Source organism: Pseudonocardia aurantiaca (assembly GCF_039526725.1).
Lineage (GTDB): Bacteria > Actinomycetota > Actinomycetes > Mycobacteriales > Pseudonocardiaceae > Pseudonocardia > Pseudonocardia aurantiaca.
Map to the genome: position 1 here is coordinate 1 of NZ_BAAAJG010000024.1, position 17,072 is coordinate 17,072.

General features: G+C 73.9%; 19 protein-coding genes. 15 read left to right on the forward strand and 4 right to left on the reverse strand.

Features of this window, described 5'->3' with window-relative positions:
• From ABD143_RS28520 to ABD143_RS28535, 4 genes are all read left to right on the forward strand, one after another.
• Window positions 1-610 (forward strand): NYN domain-containing protein (locus tag ABD143_RS28520; protein WP_343984533.1); only part of this gene is annotated, 610 nt, incomplete at its 5' end.
• Window positions 611-748: 138 nt separating this feature from the next.
• A complete protein-coding gene (locus ABD143_RS28525) occupies window positions 749-1,039 on the forward strand; it encodes a hypothetical protein (RefSeq protein ID WP_343984534.1) in 291 nt (96 codons plus the stop codon).
• A gap of 339 nt (window positions 1,040-1,378) precedes the next feature.
• The gene (locus ABD143_RS28530) at window positions 1,379-2,509 is read left to right on the forward strand and encodes an NlpC/P60 family protein (protein WP_343984535.1); all 1,131 of its coding nucleotides are present in this window, start codon (window positions 1,379-1,381) and stop codon (window positions 2,507-2,509) included.
• A gap of 128 nt (window positions 2,510-2,637) precedes the next feature.
• Entirely contained in the window at window positions 2,638-3,786 is a 1,149-nt protein-coding gene (locus ABD143_RS28535) for a glycosyltransferase family 4 protein (protein ID WP_343984536.1), read from the forward strand.
• Between the two features lie 16 nt (window positions 3,787-3,802).
• On the opposite strand, the gene ABD143_RS28540 is transcribed toward ABD143_RS28535, so the two are convergent.
• Complete coding sequence (locus tag ABD143_RS28540; protein WP_343984537.1) at window positions 3,803-5,632, reverse strand: AMP-dependent synthetase/ligase; 1,830 nt, start codon at window positions 5,630-5,632, stop codon at window positions 3,803-3,805.
• Between the two features lie 104 nt (window positions 5,633-5,736).
• Between ABD143_RS28540 and ABD143_RS28545 the strand changes: the two genes are divergently transcribed.
• From ABD143_RS28545 to ABD143_RS28570, 6 genes are all read left to right on the forward strand, one after another.
• Complete coding sequence (locus ABD143_RS28545) at window positions 5,737-6,150, forward strand: polyketide cyclase / dehydrase and lipid transport (RefSeq protein ID WP_343984565.1); 414 nt, start codon at window positions 5,737-5,739, stop codon at window positions 6,148-6,150.
• 10 nt (window positions 6,151-6,160) lie between these two features.
• Complete coding sequence (locus tag ABD143_RS28550; protein WP_343984538.1) at window positions 6,161-6,949, forward strand: metallophosphoesterase family protein; 789 nt, start codon at window positions 6,161-6,163, stop codon at window positions 6,947-6,949.
• Between the two features lie 47 nt (window positions 6,950-6,996).
• Complete coding sequence (locus ABD143_RS28555) at window positions 6,997-7,437, forward strand: SRPBCC family protein (protein ID WP_343984539.1); 441 nt, start codon at window positions 6,997-6,999, stop codon at window positions 7,435-7,437.
• Between the two features lie 48 nt (window positions 7,438-7,485).
• Window positions 7,486-8,712 carry an ArsA family ATPase gene (locus ABD143_RS28560; RefSeq protein ID WP_343984540.1) on the forward strand — a complete coding sequence of 409 codons (1,227 nt, stop codon included), beginning with the start codon at window positions 7,486-7,488 and terminating at the stop codon, window positions 8,710-8,712.
• The gene (locus ABD143_RS28565) at window positions 8,709-9,098 is read left to right on the forward strand and encodes a hypothetical protein (protein WP_343984541.1); all 390 of its coding nucleotides are present in this window, start codon (window positions 8,709-8,711) and stop codon (window positions 9,096-9,098) included. The genes ABD143_RS28560 and ABD143_RS28565 overlap by 4 nt, the downstream gene beginning before the upstream one ends.
• A gap of 99 nt (window positions 9,099-9,197) precedes the next feature.
• On the forward strand, window positions 9,198-10,148 hold the full coding sequence (locus ABD143_RS28570) for an ROK family glucokinase (RefSeq protein WP_343984542.1): 951 nt from the start codon (window positions 9,198-9,200) through the stop codon (window positions 10,146-10,148).
• Between the two features lie 34 nt (window positions 10,149-10,182).
• Here ABD143_RS28570 and ABD143_RS28575 read toward each other — a convergent pair whose 3' ends face one another.
• The gene (locus ABD143_RS28575) at window positions 10,183-10,788 is read right to left on the reverse strand and encodes a hypothetical protein (RefSeq protein WP_343984543.1); all 606 of its coding nucleotides are present in this window, start codon (window positions 10,786-10,788) and stop codon (window positions 10,183-10,185) included.
• Window positions 10,789-10,952: 164 nt separating this feature from the next.
• On the opposite strand from ABD143_RS28575, the gene ABD143_RS28580 reads away from it, so the two are divergent.
• The 3 genes from ABD143_RS28580 (at window position 10,953) to ABD143_RS28590 (ending at window position 13,074) form a co-directional block, all read left to right on the forward strand.
• Window positions 10,953-11,774 (forward strand): lysophospholipid acyltransferase family protein, encoded by an 822-nt coding sequence (locus tag ABD143_RS28580; protein WP_343984544.1) that lies wholly within the window; start codon window positions 10,953-10,955, stop codon window positions 11,772-11,774.
• A gap of 177 nt (window positions 11,775-11,951) precedes the next feature.
• Window positions 11,952-12,539: a hypothetical protein gene (locus tag ABD143_RS28585; protein ID WP_343984545.1), complete on the forward strand. Its 588-nt coding sequence runs from the start codon at window positions 11,952-11,954 to the stop codon at window positions 12,537-12,539.
• Between the two features lie 46 nt (window positions 12,540-12,585).
• Window positions 12,586-13,074 (forward strand): polyadenylate-specific 3'-exoribonuclease AS, encoded by a 489-nt coding sequence (locus ABD143_RS28590; RefSeq protein WP_343984546.1) that lies wholly within the window; start codon window positions 12,586-12,588, stop codon window positions 13,072-13,074.
• 22 nt (window positions 13,075-13,096) lie between these two features.
• Here the strand turns inward: ABD143_RS28590 and ABD143_RS28595 are convergent, their stop codons facing one another.
• Window positions 13,097-13,240, reverse strand: coding sequence for a GPGG-motif small membrane protein (locus ABD143_RS28595; RefSeq protein ID WP_343984547.1), 144 nt, complete (start codon window positions 13,238-13,240; stop codon window positions 13,097-13,099).
• Window positions 13,241-13,394: 154 nt separating this feature from the next.
• Here ABD143_RS28595 and ABD143_RS28600 point away from each other — a divergent pair, with 154 nt between their 5' ends.
• Window positions 13,395-14,783 carry a class II 3-deoxy-7-phosphoheptulonate synthase gene (locus ABD143_RS28600; protein ID WP_343984548.1) on the forward strand — a complete coding sequence of 463 codons (1,389 nt, stop codon included), beginning with the start codon at window positions 13,395-13,397 and terminating at the stop codon, window positions 14,781-14,783.
• Window positions 14,784-14,797: 14 nt separating this feature from the next.
• On the opposite strand, the gene pknB is transcribed toward ABD143_RS28600, so the two are convergent.
• Complete coding sequence (gene pknB, locus ABD143_RS28605; protein ID WP_343984549.1) at window positions 14,798-16,600, reverse strand: Stk1 family PASTA domain-containing Ser/Thr kinase; 1,803 nt, start codon at window positions 16,598-16,600, stop codon at window positions 14,798-14,800.
• Window positions 16,601-16,666: 66 nt separating this feature from the next.
• Between pknB and ABD143_RS28610 the strand changes: the two genes are divergently transcribed.
• Entirely contained in the window at window positions 16,667-17,023 is a 357-nt protein-coding gene (locus ABD143_RS28610) for an Rv2175c family DNA-binding protein (RefSeq protein ID WP_343984550.1), read from the forward strand.
• Window positions 17,024-17,072: the final 49 nt, after the last annotated feature.

Consider the following 17,072-nt stretch of genomic DNA (forward strand, 5'->3'; position numbering starts at 1 on the left):
GGCCGCCGAGGTGGCCGCCGCCCGGCAGGCCGCCCGCGAGGCCCGCAAGGCCGACGAGGTGCGCCTGTCGCTGCTCATCGACACCCTCGGCGGCGCCGTCACGGGGCTGCGCCGGGAGCTGGCGCTCGGCGGCGGCGGCCCGCGCCCCGGGGACCTGGTCGCCGGGGCCAGCGCCGCCCGCAGCGGCTCGGCCGTGGACGGGGTCTCCGCACTGGAGGCCCTGCTCGCGGTGCCGTCGCTGCACCTGGTGGTCGACGGGTACAACGTCAGCAAGACGGGATATCCCGATCTGACACTGGCTGACCAGCGCACGCGGCTGGTCAGCCAGCTCGGGGCGCTCGCCGCCCGCACGGGGGTGGAGGTCACCGTCGTCTTTGACGGCGCGGGTGTCGTCACGGCGCCGCCGCGGGGCTCACGCGGGGTTCGGGTGCTCTTCAGCGACCCCGGCGTGCTCGCCGACGACGTGATCCGCGACCTCGTGGCGGCCGAGCCACAGGGCCGCCCGGTCGTGGTGGCGACGTCGGACCGGGCGGTCGTGCAGTCGGTGCGCACGAGCGGGGCGCACGCCGTGCCGTCCGCGGTGCTGATCGCCAAGCTCGTGCGCGGCTAGGAGCGCCCTGAACAGGACCCCCCTTGGGCCCCGGGCTCATCCGTTCGGGGAAGGGTCGTCCGGAACTGTCGGTGGCTGCTCCTAACGTCCCTGGCATCGGCGCGGTCACCCGGCCCGCCGGCGGCCCGAGGAGCAGAAATGATCATCGACTGTGAGAGCTGCGAGGTTCGCGGCAACGCGTGCGGCGATTGCGTGATCGGCGTCCTGCTGGGAGCGCCCGCGCCGGTGCAGGTGGGCGACGAGCCCGTGGGCCGCCCGTCGGATACGCCGTCCGGCGCGCCCATCGTGCAGCTCGACGCACCGGAACGGCGAGCGATCGATGTTCTCGCCGATCAAGGCCTTGTTCCCAGATTGCGGCTGGTGGCCGCACCGACGCGCCGAGCGACATCCGATGTTGACGATGCGCGTAACGTCCGTGACGCTGGGTGATATCACGGCGTTTCGGAACTCGGCAGAAATGTCGGGTGGGTCATGTGAGTGACCGTTCACCGATGTCACGTCCGGGGGACCCCCTGCTGGACCACGCCCCTCCCGCTCCGTAATCTCCGCGAGACCTTGTGGCACGTCAGCCATTCGACCGCGAGTGGCGACGCAGGGTTGCCGCGCACTACTCCGATCGCGCTCCCCCATCCCCGATCGGGTAATGCGCGGAGTGGTGAGAGGAGATCCGGTCGCGTGGAGTCCCCTCTGCGTGTGTCGTCCGGTTCCCGCGTTACGGCAAGAAGCGCTGCAGCCCCCCGATCTGCGCGCCGCCGGACGCTGGCCCGGATGTTCGCGCCCTCGACGGGCGCCGTCGTGCTCGCCGTGCTGCTCGCGCTGCTGGGCGGGTTCGCGCCCGCTGCCGCCCAGGAGCCGGCCCCGCCCCCACCCGCGGACAGCGCCCCACCCGCGGACAGCGCCCCACCCGCGGACAGCGCCCCACCCGCGGACACCGCCCCACCCTCGGACACCGCCCAGCCGCCGCCGCCCCCGACCAACGCCGCGGACGCCGCCAAGCAGCTGGAGCAGGTGAACCACGAGGCCGAGGCCCTCACGGAGGAGTGGCACGCCGCCACCGACGCCCTCGACGCCCGGAAGTCGGAGCTCACCACGCTGCAGGCAGCCGTCGAGCCCGCCCGCGCCGCCGTCGACGTGGCCAAGACCAACGAGGAGCAGTACCGCCAGCAGGTCGACGCCGTGGCGATGTCGACGTTCGAGAGCGGCAACCTCGACCAGTTCAACGCGCTGCTCGCGAGCGGGTCGCCGCAGGAGTTCCTCGACCAGATGTCCGCGCTCGAGACGATCGCCGCGGACTACCGGGAGGCGCTCGACCAGCTCGTCGCCGTCGTCGACCAGACCGCGCGAGCGCAGGCCGAGGCGGACGCCGCCGTGGCCCGCGCGCAGGCCGCCGCCGACGAGGCCGCGAAGGCCGAGCAGGACGTCTCCGCCCGCAAGCGCGACGCCGAGATCCGCATCGCCGATGCCGAGCGCCTCCTCGAGCGCCTCACGCCCCAGCAGCGCCGCACGCGCAACGGCCCGGTCGAGTCCGGACCGAGCGGACCGATCCTCGGAACCGGCGCCGGTGTCGAGGCGGTGCGGGCCGCGCAGACGCAGCTGGGCAAGCCCTACAGGTGGGGCGCCACCGGCCCCGGCAGCTACGACTGCTCCGGCCTCACGTCGTGGGCGTTCAAGCAGGCGGGCGTCACCCTCCCGCGGTCGAGCAGCCAGCAGGCGAGGGTGGGAAGCGCCGTGTCCTACGCCAACCTGCAACCCGGCGACCTGGTGTTCTACTACCGGCCGGTCAGCCACGTGGGCATCTACGTCGGCGGCGGGAAGATGATCAACTCCCCGCAGACCGGTGACGTCGTCAAGTACAGCACCGTTAACACCAGCGCGTTCAGCGGCGCCCGCCGCCTCTAGACCTCGTCCGCTCCCCGGGAACGGGCGGCGGCCGGCCGGGGTGACCGGCCGCCGCCCGATCGCCCCCTCCGGATCCTCCGGGCCGTGTGCCATGACGCCGACCAGGCTCGGCCCAGTACCGTCCGCCCGTGCCCCGCACGCTGCTCGTCACGAACGACTTCCCGCCCCGCGCCGGCGGCATCCAGACCTACCTGCAAGCCTTCGCCGAGCGGATCCCGGCCGGGGAGCTGGCCGTCTACGCGCCTGCGTGGCCGGGGGCGGCCGAGTTCGACGCGGCGTTCGCCCACCCCGTTCACCGGCACCCGACGTCGCTGATGCTGCCGGTCCCGGCGGTGGCGGAGCGGGCGGTGCGGCTGGCGCGCGAGCACCGCGCGACCACCGTCTGGTTCGGTGCGGCGGCCCCGCTGGCCCTGCTCGGTCCGCACTTGCGCCGCCACGCCGGGATCGAGCGGGTGGTCGGGAGCACCCACGGGCACGAGGTCGGCTGGTCGATGCTGCCGGGCGCCCGGCAGGCGCTGCGGCGCATCGGCTCCGACGCGGACGCGCTCACCACGATCTCCCGCTACACCCGTGGCCGGGTCGCCGGCGCGTTCGGCCCGCTGGCGGCCCTGGAGGTGCTCCCGGCCGGCATCGACGCCGAGCGCTACCGCCCCGACCCCGCCGCGCGCGCGCGGCTGCGGAGCAGGTACGGGCTGGGAGCGGTCCCGCTCGTCGTCTGCGTCTCCCGGCTGGTGGCGCGCAAGGGGCAGGACGCCCTGGTCCGCGCCCTGCCGCTCGTGCGTGACCGGGTGCCGGGCGCCCGGCTGCTGCTGGTCGGCGACGGCCCGGACGGGGGCCGGCTGCGCCGGCTCGCGGCGCAGGTGGGTGTGGCCGACCACGTCGTGTTCACCGGGTCCGTACCCGCCGCCGAGATGCCGGCCCACCACGCCGTCGGGGACGTTTTCGCGCTGCCGTGCCGCACCCGGGGCCGCGGCCTGGACGTCGAGGGGCTCGGGATCGTGCTGCTGGAGGCCGCCGCGTGCGGGCTTCCGGTGGTGGCGGGCGAGTCCGGAGGCGCGCCGGAGACCGTGCAGGAGGGCCGCACCGGGCACGTGGTCGAAGGTCGCGACATACCCGCCCTGGCCACCACCGTCGCCGGTCTGCTCGCCGACCCCGACCGCGCCAGGCAGCTGGGCGCGGCGGGCCGGGAGTGGATGCAGGGGGAGTGGGCGTGGCCCGGCCGCGTGGCGCGCCTGCGCGCGCTGCTCGCCGGGGCGCCCCTCCCCGCGACGCCGTGAACCGGCGCCGCCCGCGTCAGGCCGGCGTCTTGGTCTTGCTGTAGATCCCGGCGATGTCGTCGGCGAAGGTCTTCGCGACGACCGCGCGCTTCACCTTCATCGTGGGCGTGAGCTCGCCGCCGGCCTCGGTGAAGTCAACCGGCAGGATGCGGAACTCGCGGATCTGCTCGGCCCGGGACACGGCCTTGTTCGCGTCGTCCACGGCGCCCGCGATCTCGGTGCGCAAGTCAGGGTCGTCGACCAGGTCGGCGACGTCCGCCCTCGGCTTGCCGCCCCGCTCCAGCCACCCGACCAGCGCCTCGGCGTCGATCGTGACCAGCGCCGCGATGAACGGCTGCCCGTCGCCCACCACCATGCACTGGCTGACCAGCGGGTGCGCCCGCAACCGGTCCTCCAGCACCGCGGGAGCGACGTTCTTGCCGCCCGCCGTCACCAGGATCTCCTTCTTGCGCCCGGTGATCGTCAGGAAGCCGGAGTCGTCCAGCTCGCCGATGTCGCCGGTGCGGAACCAGCCGTCCTCCACCGCCTCGGCGGTGGCCGATTCGTTCTCCCAGTAGCGGCGCAGCACGGTCGGGCCCTTGATCAGGATCTCGCCATCGTCGGCAATGCGGACGGCGGTGCCGGGCATCGGCCGCCCGACCGAGCCGACGCGCTGGGCCTCCAGTGCGTTGACGGTGACACCCGCGGTGGTCTCGGTGAGCCCATAGCCCTCCAGGATGGGCAGCCCGACGCCGCGGAAGAAGTGGCCGAGCCGCTCGCCGAGCGGCGCGCTGCCGGAGACCGCGGCCACCACGCTGCCGCCGACGGCCGCCCGCAGCTTCCCGTAGACGAGCCGGTCGAACAGGGCGTGCTTGAGCCGGAGCGCGAGGCTCGGCCCGCCGGTGTCCTTGGCGCGGCTCCAGGCGATGGCGGTGTCGGTCGCGGCGTCGAAGATCTTGCCCTTGCCGCCGTCGTGCGCGCGCTGCCGCGCGCCGTTGTAGACCTTCTCGAACACCCGCGGGACGGCGAGCAGGAACGTGGGGCGGAACGACGCCAGGTCGGGCAGCAGGTTCGACACGTTCGACGTGTGCCCGATGACGCTGCGCGTGCCGATGGCGCCGCACTGGATGACCTTGCCGAACACGTGCGCGAGCGGGAGGAACAGCAACACCGAACCGCCCGTGGTGAGCAGCTCGGGGAACACCTGCTGCGCCGCCTTCACCTCGCTCACCAGGTTGTTGTGGGTGAGCTCGCACCCCTTCGGGCGACCGGTCGTGCCGGAGGTGTAGATGAGGCTGGCCAGGTGGTCCGCCCCGACCGCCCGCCGCCGGGCGTGCACCTCGTCGGCGGGGACGGCGGCGCCGAGCTTCACCAGTTCGGCGACGGCGCCGCGGGACCCGGGGTTTCCGGTCTCCGGCTCGATCTGCCAGACGTGCTTCAGCTCGGTGAGGTCGGCCGCGACACCGTCGACCAGGCCCTTGTGCTCGGCCGTCTCGACGACGATCGCGACCGCGCGCGAGTCGGTGAGGATCCAGTTGATCTGCTCGGCCGACGATGTCTCGTAGATGGGCACCGTGACGCCGCCGACGGCGATGATCGCGTAGTCGATCAGCGTCCACTCGTACCGCGTGTGCGACAGCAGCGCGACCCGGTCGCCCACGCCGACGCCGGCGGCGATGAGCCCCTGTGCCACCGCGGTGACCTCGCCGGCGAACTGCGCGGCGGACACATCGGACCACGAGCCGTCGGCGCCCCGGCGGCGGAATGCGAGCGCTGAACCGTCCTGCGCGGCGTTGTCGTAGATCGCGTCGACGAGGTTCTCGTCCTCGCCGACGCGGAAGGATGCGGGGACGCTGTACTCGCGCACGTCGTGGACCTCCTGGCCGGCACTGGCTATTTCCCGCGCAACTTACCTGGCGAGTAGGTAACCCGGCAGGCCCGAACGGCGCCGGATTCGTCCGATCCGGCAGGCTGGACGTCGTGCCGTCGGTGGATGTGGTGGACGAGACCTTCCTCGCCGTGCCGCCGGAGGTGGTGGCGGCCGAGTTCGCCGACCCCTCACGGTGGCCGCGGTTCTGGCCCGACCTGCAGCTCGAGGTGATGACCGACCGCGGCACCCAGGGCACGCGGTGGACCGTGCAGGGGGCGCTCGTCGGGAGCATGGAGGTGTGGCTCGAGCCCGTGCTCGACGGCACGCTGCTCCACTACTACCTGCGCGCCGACCCGGCCGGCCCCGACAACTCGCCGCGGCCCGCGCCGCCCCGCGCGGCAGCCGCGGAGGTCGGCAGGCGCCAGCGCGCGGCCAAGGCGATCGCCTTCGCCTGCAAGCAGCGTCTGGAGGCCGGGCGGGAGCCGGGAGAGCCGCCTGCGCCGGACTCCGCGTAGGTTCATCGCCATGCGCGTTCACGTGGTGTCGGACGTGCACGGCGCCGTCGAGGCGCTGGCGCGGGCGGGCGAAGGTGCCGATGCGCTGGTGGTGCTGGGCGACCTCGTCGACTTCGTCGACTACCGCGACCCGGCGGGCGGGATCCTCGGCCGCGTGCTCGGCTCGGAGGTCAGCAGCCAGTTCGCCCGGCTGCGCACCGCGGGCGACCGCGACGCGCTCATCTCCTACGTGCGCGAGGCGTGGGCCAGGGTGGACGACGCGCCCGCCGTCGTCGAGGAGGCCGTGCGGGAGCAGTACGACAAGCTCTTCGCCGCCGTCACCGCGCCGACCTACGCGATCCCCGGCAACGTCGACCTCGCGCGGCTGTGGCCGGACTACGCCCGACCCGGCCTCACGCTGCCGGACGGGAGAGTGGTGACGATCGGCGGGCTGCGCTTCGGGTTCATCGGCGGCGCACCGCTCCCGCCGGGCCTCGCGCCGCGCCACAGCGGCCCGTGGACACCGCACCTGCTGCCCGCTGACGAGTACACCACCGCGGCCCACGCCCTCGACCGCGTCGACGTGCTGTGCAGCCACGTGCCGCCCGCGGTGCCGGAGCTCGCCTTCGACGTCGTCACCCGCCGGGCCGAGGCGTCCTCGCACGCGCTCCTGGACGTCGTGCGCCGCGACCGGCCGCGGGCGGCGCTGTTCGGGCACGTGCACCAGCCCGTCGCCCCGCGGGTGCGGGTCGGCCGCACCGAGTGCGTCAACGTCGGGCACTTCCGCCGCACCGGCACGCCGTACGTCCTGCGGTGGTGACGGGTCGTCGCACGGCCCGCCGATGACGCAGCGGTAACGTGCCCCGCATGGCCGACGCTACGACCTCCTCGATCGTCATCGCCGCCCCACCGGAGCGGGTGATGGCGGTGATCGCCGACTTCCCGGCCTATCCCGAGTGGGCCGAGCAGGTCAAGACCATCGAGGTGCTGAGCAGCGACGACGGTGGCCGGGCCGAGCGTGTGAAGTTCACGATGGACGCCGGTCCGATCAAGGACTCCTACACGCTCGACTACACCTGGGCACCTGACGGCCGCTCGGTGAGCTGGACGCTCGTGAAGGGCCAGATGCAGAAGCGGCAGAACGGCTCGTACACGCTCGTCGGCAGCGACGCGGAGACCACCGTGACCTACTCGCTCGCCGTCGACCTGAACATCCCGATGATCGGCATGCTCCGCCGCAAGGCCGAGAAGGTGATCATCGATACCGCGCTCAAAGGGCTGAAGCGTCGGGTCGAGAGCGCCCCCTGACGGCCCCAGTGGGCGGCGTGGCCTGATTCCGCGGCTACCCTCCCCGACGTGCGCGTCGTCCTGTTCACCGGCAAGGGGGGCGTAGGGAAGACCACCCTCGCCGCGGCCACCGCCGCCTTGCTGGCGCGCTCCGGGCGCAAGGTGCTGGTCGTCTCGACGGATCCCGCACACTCGCTCGGCGACGCGCTCGACGCCGAGCTCTTCGGTGCGCCGACCGAGCTGGACAAGGGCCTCTTCGCCGCCCACATCGACACGCGCGCCCTCGTCGACGACTCCTGGGGCCGGCTGCGCGGGCACCTGCGCACGCTCCTGGCCGGGGCGGGCGTCGACGAGCTCGTGGCCGACGAGCTGACCGTGCTGCCCGGCGTGGAGGAGCTGCTCGCGCTCGGTGAGGTGCGCCGGGCGGCCCAGACCGGGCCGTGGGAAGTCGTGGTCGTCGACTGCGGACCCACCGCGGAGACGCTGCGGCTTCTCGGGCTGCCGGAAGCGATCTCGGGGTACCTGGAGCGGCTCTTCCCCGCCCACCGCCGGGCCGTGCGCGGGCTGATCACCAACCTCTCGGGCGCCGGCCGGGAGGCGCGGCCGGCGTGGGACCGTACCGTCGACGCGCTCGACGGCCTGGCCGAGCAGCTGCGCGGCCTGCGGGGCATGCTCGCCGACCACACCACCACCTCGATCCGGCTGGTGCTCACGCCGGAGCGGGTCGTGGCAGCCGAGACCCGCCGCACGCTCACCGCGCTCGCGCTCCACGGGCTCGCCGTCGACGGGCTGGTGGCCAACCGCGTGCTGCCGGGTCCGCCGCCGTCCCTGCGCGGGCCCGCCGCGCGCTGGCTCCGCGAGCGGCACGACGAGCAGCAGGTCGTGCTCGGCGAGCTCTCCGGGCTGCCGGTGCCGCTGCGCACCGCCGCACACACGGCGGCCGAGCCCACGGGCGTGCCCGCGCTGCTCGAGATCGCGCGGTCGCTCTACGGCGACGCCGACCCCGCGGCGCCCGTGGCCGCCCCGGCGGGTCCGCTCCTGCGGGTCCGCCGCACCGCAGGCAGCGGCGCGTCGGTGGACTCGGCGTTCGAGCTGGTCATGCGGCTGCCCGGGGCGGCGGACGGGCCACTGGACCTGACGCGCGTGGACGACGACCTGGCCGTCACCGCCAGTGGTACCCGCCGGATGGTGGCGCTGCCGTCGGTGCTGCGCCGGTGCACCGTGACCGGCGCCCACCTCAACGGCGACGACCTGTGCGTGGCGTTCGCCCCCGACCCCGCCGTGTGGCTCCGGTGACGGCCCCGGGGTCGGCGTGGGAGACCTCCTGCGGCGGCCACGCCGGGCTGAGCGACGAGCTGCGCGCGCTCGCGCTCACCGCGATCGACCGGATCGGTCCGGTGCTCGACCGGATGCGTGACGAGGCCGCGCCGCCGCACGTCGCGGGACCCGCGCCGAGCTGCGCGGTGTGCCCGGTGTGCGCGGTGATCTCCGCGCTTCGCGGTGAGCGGCCTGAGCTCGCGGCGCGGCTGGCGGAGCAGGCCGCCGGGCTGCTGGCGGTGCTGCGGGCGGCGCTGGAGGAGGGCGAGGGCGCGCCCGCCCCGGCGGAACCGTCCAACGAGAACGCGCCGCCCGCAGGGCGGCGGGTGCAGCACATCAGGGTCGAGCGGGCGCGGGACCCGTGAGCGAGCCTGCGAGCGAATCATGGGCACAGCGCCCGCGCGCAGCGCTGACCGAGCGCAGCGAGGGAGTGCGATGAGCGAGCCTGCGAGCGAGGTTCGCCGGTGCTGACCATCGGCGTCGACGTGGGGGGCACGAGCGTGCGCGCGGGAGTGGTCGACGTCGAAGGGAACGTCCACGACACCGCCCGCACGCCCACACCCCGGGGCGAGGCGGCGCTGGAGGCCGCGCTCGCCGCCGTCGTCCGGGAGCTGGCCGCGCGGCACCCGGTGCGGGCCGTCGGGCTGGCGCTCGCCGGGTTCATCACCCCCGACCGGCGGGGCGTGCGGTTCGCGCCGCACCTGGCCTGGCGGGACTCGCCGGTGGCCGACCGGATGGCCGAGCGGATCGGGCTCCCCGTCGTCGTCGAGCACGACGCCAACGCCGCTGCGCTCGCGGAGCGGCACTTCGGGGCCGCGTCCGGGGCGAGCGTCGTCGTGTTCGTGGCTCTCGGCACCGGGATCGGCTCCGCGCTCCTGCTCGACGGCCGGCTCTACCGGGGCGCGTTCGGGGTGGCCCCGGAGCTGGGGCACCTGCGCGTCGTGCCGGACGGGCGGCCGTGCGCGTGCGGCAAGAACGGCTGCTGGGAGCGCTACTGCAGCGGCACGGCACTCGCCACCACCGCCGTCGAGATGCTGTCGCGCGACCCCGGCCGATCACCGGTGCTCCGCAGGCTCGTGGCGGGCGACCCCGGCCGCGTGACGGGGCAGCGGGTGGCGGCCGCTGCCCGCGACGGCGACCCGGTGGCCTGCGCAGCGATGGAGGACCTGGCCCGGTGGCTGGGGGAGGGCCTCGCGCTGGTCGCCGACGTGTTCGACCCCGAACTTGTGGTCATCGGCGGTGGCGTCTCGGTGTCGGCGCCATTGTTCCTCGACGAGGCGCGCGAGCACTACGCGGCCGCCGTGACCGGCGCCGGGCGCCGCCCGCTCGCCCGCATCCGCACGGCCCAGCTGGGCGAGGCGGCGGCGGTCGTCGGGGCGGCGCAGCTGGCGAGGGAGCAGCTGGCCGGTTGCTGACGGCGGCCTGCCGCCCTTCCGGCCGGAACCGGTGTCAGATCACCGCACCGTCGTCATCGTCGTCCTCGTCGCTGCGAGAGTCTGGGCCGGGCCACAGGCGCAGCACGAGCCACCCCAGCCCGGACGCCAGGCACACGAGGCCGAGCGGCAGGCCGTAGGGCTCGGCGACGATCCAGCCGGGCACGACCAGGAGCACCAGGCCCAGCGCGATCAGGCCGAGCCCGACGAACGCGGGCGGGCCGAGGCGGGGCAGCGGGGGCGGCTCCGGCGGGACGAAGTGCTCGTCGTCGACCGGGGCTGGGTCGACCGGGGCTGGGTCAACCGGGGCGGGGTCGACCGGGGCTGGGCCGACCGCGGCTGGGTCGACCGGCGCTGGGTGGACGGGCGCTGGGTCGACCGGCGCTGGGTCGACCGGCGCAGGGTCGACCGGCGCAGGGTCGACCGGCGCAGGGTCCGGCGGTCGCTCGGCGGGCGCGGGAGTCGGGGCAGCCGGGGTCGCCTTGAACGACTCGCCGTCGTGGTCGGCTTCGTCGGGCCACTCGGGCACCTGGCCCTCGCGGCGCCAGACGGACACGATCGCGTCGAACTCGTCGGGAGCCGCTCCGTCGGGCTGGGGGCGCTCATCGGGATCGCGGTTCACGCGGCGGCTTCCTCCCTCCGGCGGACGCGTCGCCGTGGAGCGGGGAAGCACCCCGGCGAGGTCCATCCTGGCACGCGGGAACGGCGATGAGGAGACGGCCCGTTGTCGCCGGGACGGCGCCGTCCGTAGGCTGTCGCCCGTCGAGCCGGAGGGGGCGCGCCAAGGTGCTGTACTGGTGGTCCAAGTTCGTTCTCCTCGGTCCATTGCTCCGGCTGCTGTGCCGGCCCACGATCGAGGGGCTGGAGCACGTCCCGCAGCGGGGCGGCGCGATCCTCGCGAGCAACCACCTCGCGGTCGTCGACTCGTTCTTCCTGCCGCTGCTCGTGCCGCGGCGCATCACGTTCCTCGCCAAACGCGAGTACTTCACGCAGCCCGGGTTCGTCGGCTGGATCAAGAAGACCTTCTTCACCGGTGTCGGCCAGGTGCCCATCGACCGCTCCGGTGGGTCCGCGGCCCAGGCCGCGATGGACACGGCCGTGCGGCTGCTGCGCGAGGAGAAGCTGCTCGGCATCTACCCCGAGGGCACCCGCTCGCCCGACGGGCGGCTCTACAAGGGCAAGACCGGTGTGGCGAGGATGACGCTCGAGGCCGGCGTCCCCGTGATCCCGGTGGCGATGATCGGCACGGACAAGGTCAACCCGATCGGCTCGCGGATGTGGCGGCCGCGCAAGGTGCACATCAAGATCGGCGAGGCGCTCGACTTCTCCCGCTACGCGGGCATGTCGGGCGACCGGTTCATCGAGCGGTCGATGACCGACGAGATCATGTACGCGCTCATGGAGCTCACCGGCCAGACCTACGTCGACATGTACGCGGCGTCGGTGAAGGAGCGGGCCGCCGCTCTGGAGGCGGCCAAGGGCAAGAGCAAAGGCAAGAGCAAGGACAATGGCGAGGCGGCGCGAAAGCCCGAAGCCGAGGCGCCGATCCCAACCGAGGGTGACGACGACCACGACGCCAGCCGGTTGCCGGGCACCCGCGCCAGCTGATTACCAACCCCCGGTGATCATGTCAGTTGCACTGTGTAATACAACGTCCCGGTGGAGCGATGGTCACTTGTGGTCAGACGGAACGATTCCCCATCCGATGACTCGCCCACCTCGTACGTCGGCGCTGTCGACATCCCGACGACGGCCGTAGCGGGAGGAGAGCTCCCGACCTCACACGTGAGCGTCGACGCACTCCCGACCTCCGTCGTCCGGCTGGACGACCTCCCGACATCCGTGCTCCCCGCGGTCTCCCCGCCACCACCGCCCCCGAAGCGCCGGAGCACGCTCGCCATCGTGGCGACGTGGTCGGGGTTCGCCCTGGTGGCGGTGCTGGTCGTCGCGGCGACGTCCGCGTGGGCCGGGTCCCTGAGCGGCCCGGGTGACAGGTCGCAGGCCGCCGCCCCGAGCCTGGCGAACATCCCGACGGTGCCGCAGACGACACCGCCGCCCACCCCGGTGGAACCCGCACCCACGGCGGAAGCGCCTGCGCCGCCGACCACGCGACCCCGGGCGGTGCGCGCCCCTGTTGCCACAACGGCGGTTCCTGCGCCGGTCGTCCCGCCGGTCGTGCCGCCGCCCCCAGCCGTGCCGCCGCCCCCGCCGCCTCCGCCGGCGCCCGTGACTACCGCGGCGACCACCACGGCCGAGCAGCCCTTCAGCCAGCCCCAGACCTGCGTGCGGCCGAACGTGCCGCGCGGCTGCACCCCGCCGATCACCACCGCCCCCGCCACGACGCCTGCGCAGACCACGACGCCGGGGCCGTAGCGCCCGCGCGAGTTCGGGGCTCCACAGCGTCAACTAACCTCGCGAGGTGCGGTTCTTCTACGACTGCGAGTTCATCGAGGACGGGACGACGATCGACCTGGTGTCGATCGGTGTGGTCGGGGAGGACGGCCGCGAGTTCTACGCCGTCTCCACGGAGTTCGACCCGGAGCGGGCAGGGCCGTGGGTGCGGGCCAACGTGCTGCCGAAACTGCCGTCGCCCGCCGACCCCGCGTGGCGTTCGCGGGAGCGGCTGCGCGCCGACATGCTCAAGTTCCTGACCTCGGCACCAGGCGAGGTAGAGCTGTGGGCGTGGATCGCGGCGTACGACCACGTGGCGCTGTGCCAGCTGTGGGGGGCGATGCCCGCGCTGCCCAGAGCGCTCCCGAGGTTCACACGGGAGCTCAGACAGCGCTGGGAGGACGCCGGACGCCCGCCGCTGCCGTCGCCCACTCCCGACGCGCACGACGCGCTGGCCGACGCCCGGCTGAACCTGCGGCGGTGGGAGGCCATCGAGTCGGCGGTGGCCGCCCGCTGAGTGCGGGAGGCCACCGCATCCGTCAGGTGAAGATGCTCACGCCGCCGGGGCCGACGAGCAGCCCGACGATGATGAGCACGATGCCCCAGATCACCTGCCTGCGCAGGATCGCGAGCACCCCGGCGACGACCAGTACAACCGCGAGGATCCACAACAGAGTTGCCATACCGGGGGAGTTCCCGCGATCGTCCGTTGTGGATCGGGCCGTTCGGGTGATCGCGGCATCCGTTCGGCTCATCGGGCGGGTCCGGGGCCCGGTCCGGTGACGGCAACCCGGGCCCGCACCCCGCCGCGCCGGGGAACGCTTAGTCTTGGTCCTCGTGAACTGGACCGTCGACGCACCGGTCGAAGTGCTGCCCGAGCTGCCCCCGCTGCCCGCGGACCTCCGGGCCCGCCTCGACGACGCCCTGGGCCGCCCGGCGGCGCAGCAGCCCGACTGGCCCGACGCCGAGCACGTCGCCCACGTCCGCACCGTGCTGGAGAGCGTCCCGCCGGTGACCCTGCCGCCGGAGGTCGACCGGCTGGGGGAGCGCCTGGCGTCCGTCGCCCGTGGCGAGGCGTTCCTGCTGCAGGGCGGCGACTGCGCTGAGACGTTCATCGACAACACCGAGCCGCACATCCGCGCCACCATCCGCACTCTGCTGCAGATGGCGATCGTGCTGACGTACGGCGCGTCGCTGCCCGTCGTGAAGATCGGGCGGATCGCCGGGCAGTACGCGAAGCCGCGCAGCTCCCCGGCCGACGCGCTCGGTCTGCCCTCCTACCGCGGCGACATCGTCAACTCGCTGGTGGCCACCCCCGCCGCCCGGGTGCCGGACCCGTCGCGCATGGTGCGTGCGTACGCCAACGCGAGCGCCGCGATGAACCTTGTGCGTGCGCTGACCGCCACCGGCATGGCCGACCTGACGATGGTGCACGACTGGAACAAGGACTTCGTGCGCACCTCGCCCGCCGGCGAGCGGTTCGAGCACATCGCCTCGGAGATCGAGCGCGCCCTCCGCTTCATGGACGCCTGCGGCGTGGACGACCACAACCTGCACAGCGTGGAGTTCTACGCGAGCCACGAGGCGCTCCTGATCGACTACGAACGTGCGCTGCTTCGGCTCGACACCAGCAGGCCGGAGCCCCGGCTCTACGACCTGTCCGCGCACTTCCTCTGGATCGGGGAGCGCACCCGCCAGCTCGACGGCGCGCACATCGCGTTCGCGGAGCTGCTGTCCAACCCGATCGGGCTGAAGATCGGCCCGACCACCACCCCGGAGCAGGCCGTCGAGTACGTCGAGCGGCTCGACCCCCGCAAGACCCCCGGCCGGCTCACGCTCGTCAGCAGGATGGGCAACGGGCGGGTCCGCGATGTGCTCCCGGGGATCGTGGAGAAGGTGGAGGCGTCCGGGCACAAGGTCATCTGGCAGTGCGACCCGATGCACGGCAACACCCACGAGTCCACCACCGGCTACAAGACCCGCCACTTCGACCGCATCGTCGACGAGGTGCAGGGGTTCTTCGAGGTGCACCACGCCCTGGGCACCCACCCCGGCGGCATCCACGTCGAGGTGACCGGCGAGGACGTCACGGAGTGCCTCGGCGGAGCGCAGGAGATCTCCGACGCCGACCTCGCAGGCCGCTACGAGACGGCCTGCGACCCGCGGCTCAACACACAGCAGTCGCTGGAGCTGGCGTTCCTCGTGGCGGAGATGCTGCGCGGCTGAGGCCCCAACGGTCCTTAGATCGTGTCGAGGGTGATCGTGGTGCCTGGGTCCACCAGCGAGCCGGGGCCTGGATCCTGGCCGATCACCACGCCGTTCTCCCGGCGGAAAGGGAAGCCGCTGCTGTTCTCCTCGGCGTCGAGCCCGACTTCGTCGAGGGCGTCGGAGGCCTTCTCGTAGCGTTCGCCGATCACCAGCGGCACCCGTACGCGCTCCGGCTCCGGCTGGACGCCGCGGCTGACCACCAGCGTGACCGGCGCGCCGATCGGCAGCGCCTCCCCCTCGTCCGGCGCGGTGCGGATGACGGCGCCGGCAGGCACGGTGGAGCTGTACTCGTTGGCGTCCGTCGCCTGCACGGGCGTGAGCCGGGCGTCGCGTAAGGCCTGTTCGGCGGCGGCAATTGCGGTGCCCGGAGCCACGGCGGGCACGGTGGGGCGACCGGCCGACACACGCAGCTCGACGACGCTGCCGCGCAGAAGCCGCGCCTCCGGCGCCGGGTCGCTGTTCGCGACGAGCCCGGCTGCGACGCCGTCGTCGTGGGCCTCGGTGAGGCGGACGACGAGGTCGGCCTGGTTGACGAGCTGCTGGGCGGTGGTCTGCTCCAGCCCGATCACCGCCGGCATCGCGGTCCACCGGCCGACGCCGAGCCACCAGGCCGTGAGGCCGACGATCAGCGCCAGCACGAGGACGATCGCAATCCAGGCGGCGAAGACGCGGCGGCTGCGCCTGCGGGCGCGCAGGTGCGGGGGCGGCTCGTGCCCGGCCACCGTGGGATGGTGGTTCGCGCCGCCGGGGCCGTCGGTGGGCGGGCGCGGCATCGTGCGGGTGCCGCCCGGCCCGGACGCCGCAGGCACGGGCGCGCCGATCCGGTGGGTGCCGGTGCCTGCGTCCACGCGGCGGGGGCCCGCGGGAATCGTGTCCTGCTCCTCGATCGGGCGCGGCGGCGGCACCGGCGGGAGGACCCTCGGCACCTCCAGCCGGGCCGCGACGCGCCGCAGCTCGGCGAGCATCGCGGCGGCGTCGAGGGGGCGGGCGGCCGGGTCACGGCGGGTGGCGCGCCGCACGAGGTCGTCGAGCTCCGGCGGGACGTCCCCGGCGATCAGCGACGGCGCCGGGACGTCGGAGTTCACGTGCCGGTAGGCCACCGAGAGCGCCGTGTCGCCCGTGTAGGGCGGGGCGCCGGTGAGCAGCTCGTAGAACAGCACACCCGCCGCGTACACGTCGCTGCGCTGGTCGGCCTGCCCGGTGGCGACCTGCTCGGGGGAGAGGTACGCGACTGTGCCCATGATCATCCCGGCGTGGCTCGCGCCCGCCTGCGCCGCCGCCGTGACCAGCCCGAAGTCGGCGACCTTCACCTCGCCGGCGCGGCTGATCAGCACGTTCTCCGGCTTGACGTCGCGGTGCACGAGGCCGAGCCGGTGGGCCTCGGCGAGCCCGGCGAGCACCTGTTCCATCACCGCGAACGCCGCCGGCACGCCGAGCGCCCCGCGGGCCCGCAGGACGTCGCGGAGCGTGCCGCCCTCCACCAGTTCCATCACGAGGAACAGCACCGGCCCGTCGCTGCCGTGGCCGAAGTGCTCACCCTGGTCGTGCACGCCGACGACGGCGGGGTGGTCGATGCGGGCGGCGGAGCGGGCTTCACGCTCGAACCGCGCCCGGAACGCGGGGTCGGCGGCCAGCCGCGGCTCCATCACCTTGATGGCGACGGGCCGGTCGAGCCGGATATCGGTACCGCGATACACGGTTGACATCCCGCCGCGGGCGAGTACGGGCCCGACCTGGTATCGCGCGTCGAGCAGCGCGGCAGGCGGGGCGTTCACGCGACGACGGTACCGCCCTCAACTGATGCTGCCGGACGTGCCGCGCGTGTGGCATCGTATCGCCCCGTGAACGAGGTGTTCTGGCTCTCCGAGGACGTGGCGACCCTGCCCGTCGCGGAAATCGCCAAGATTCTCAACCAGCCCGTCTCGCGGGTGCACCAGCTCGTGAAGGACGGGCAGCTGCTGTCGTTGCGGCGCGACGGCGAGGTCGTCGTCCCCGCGGACTTCCTCGACGACGACGGCGCCGTCGTCAAGGGCCTGCCCGGCACGATCACCGTGCTGCGCGACGGCGGATACTCCGACCCCGACATCCTGCGCTGGCTCTTCGAGGAGGACGAGTCGCTACCGGGCACCCCGGTCGCCTCGTTGCGCGCGGGAAGACACCGAGAGGTCAAACGCCGCGCCCAGGCCATGGCCTTCTGACAGCAACTCGCCCGCACTCACACCCCGACTCGCCCGCACTCACACCCCG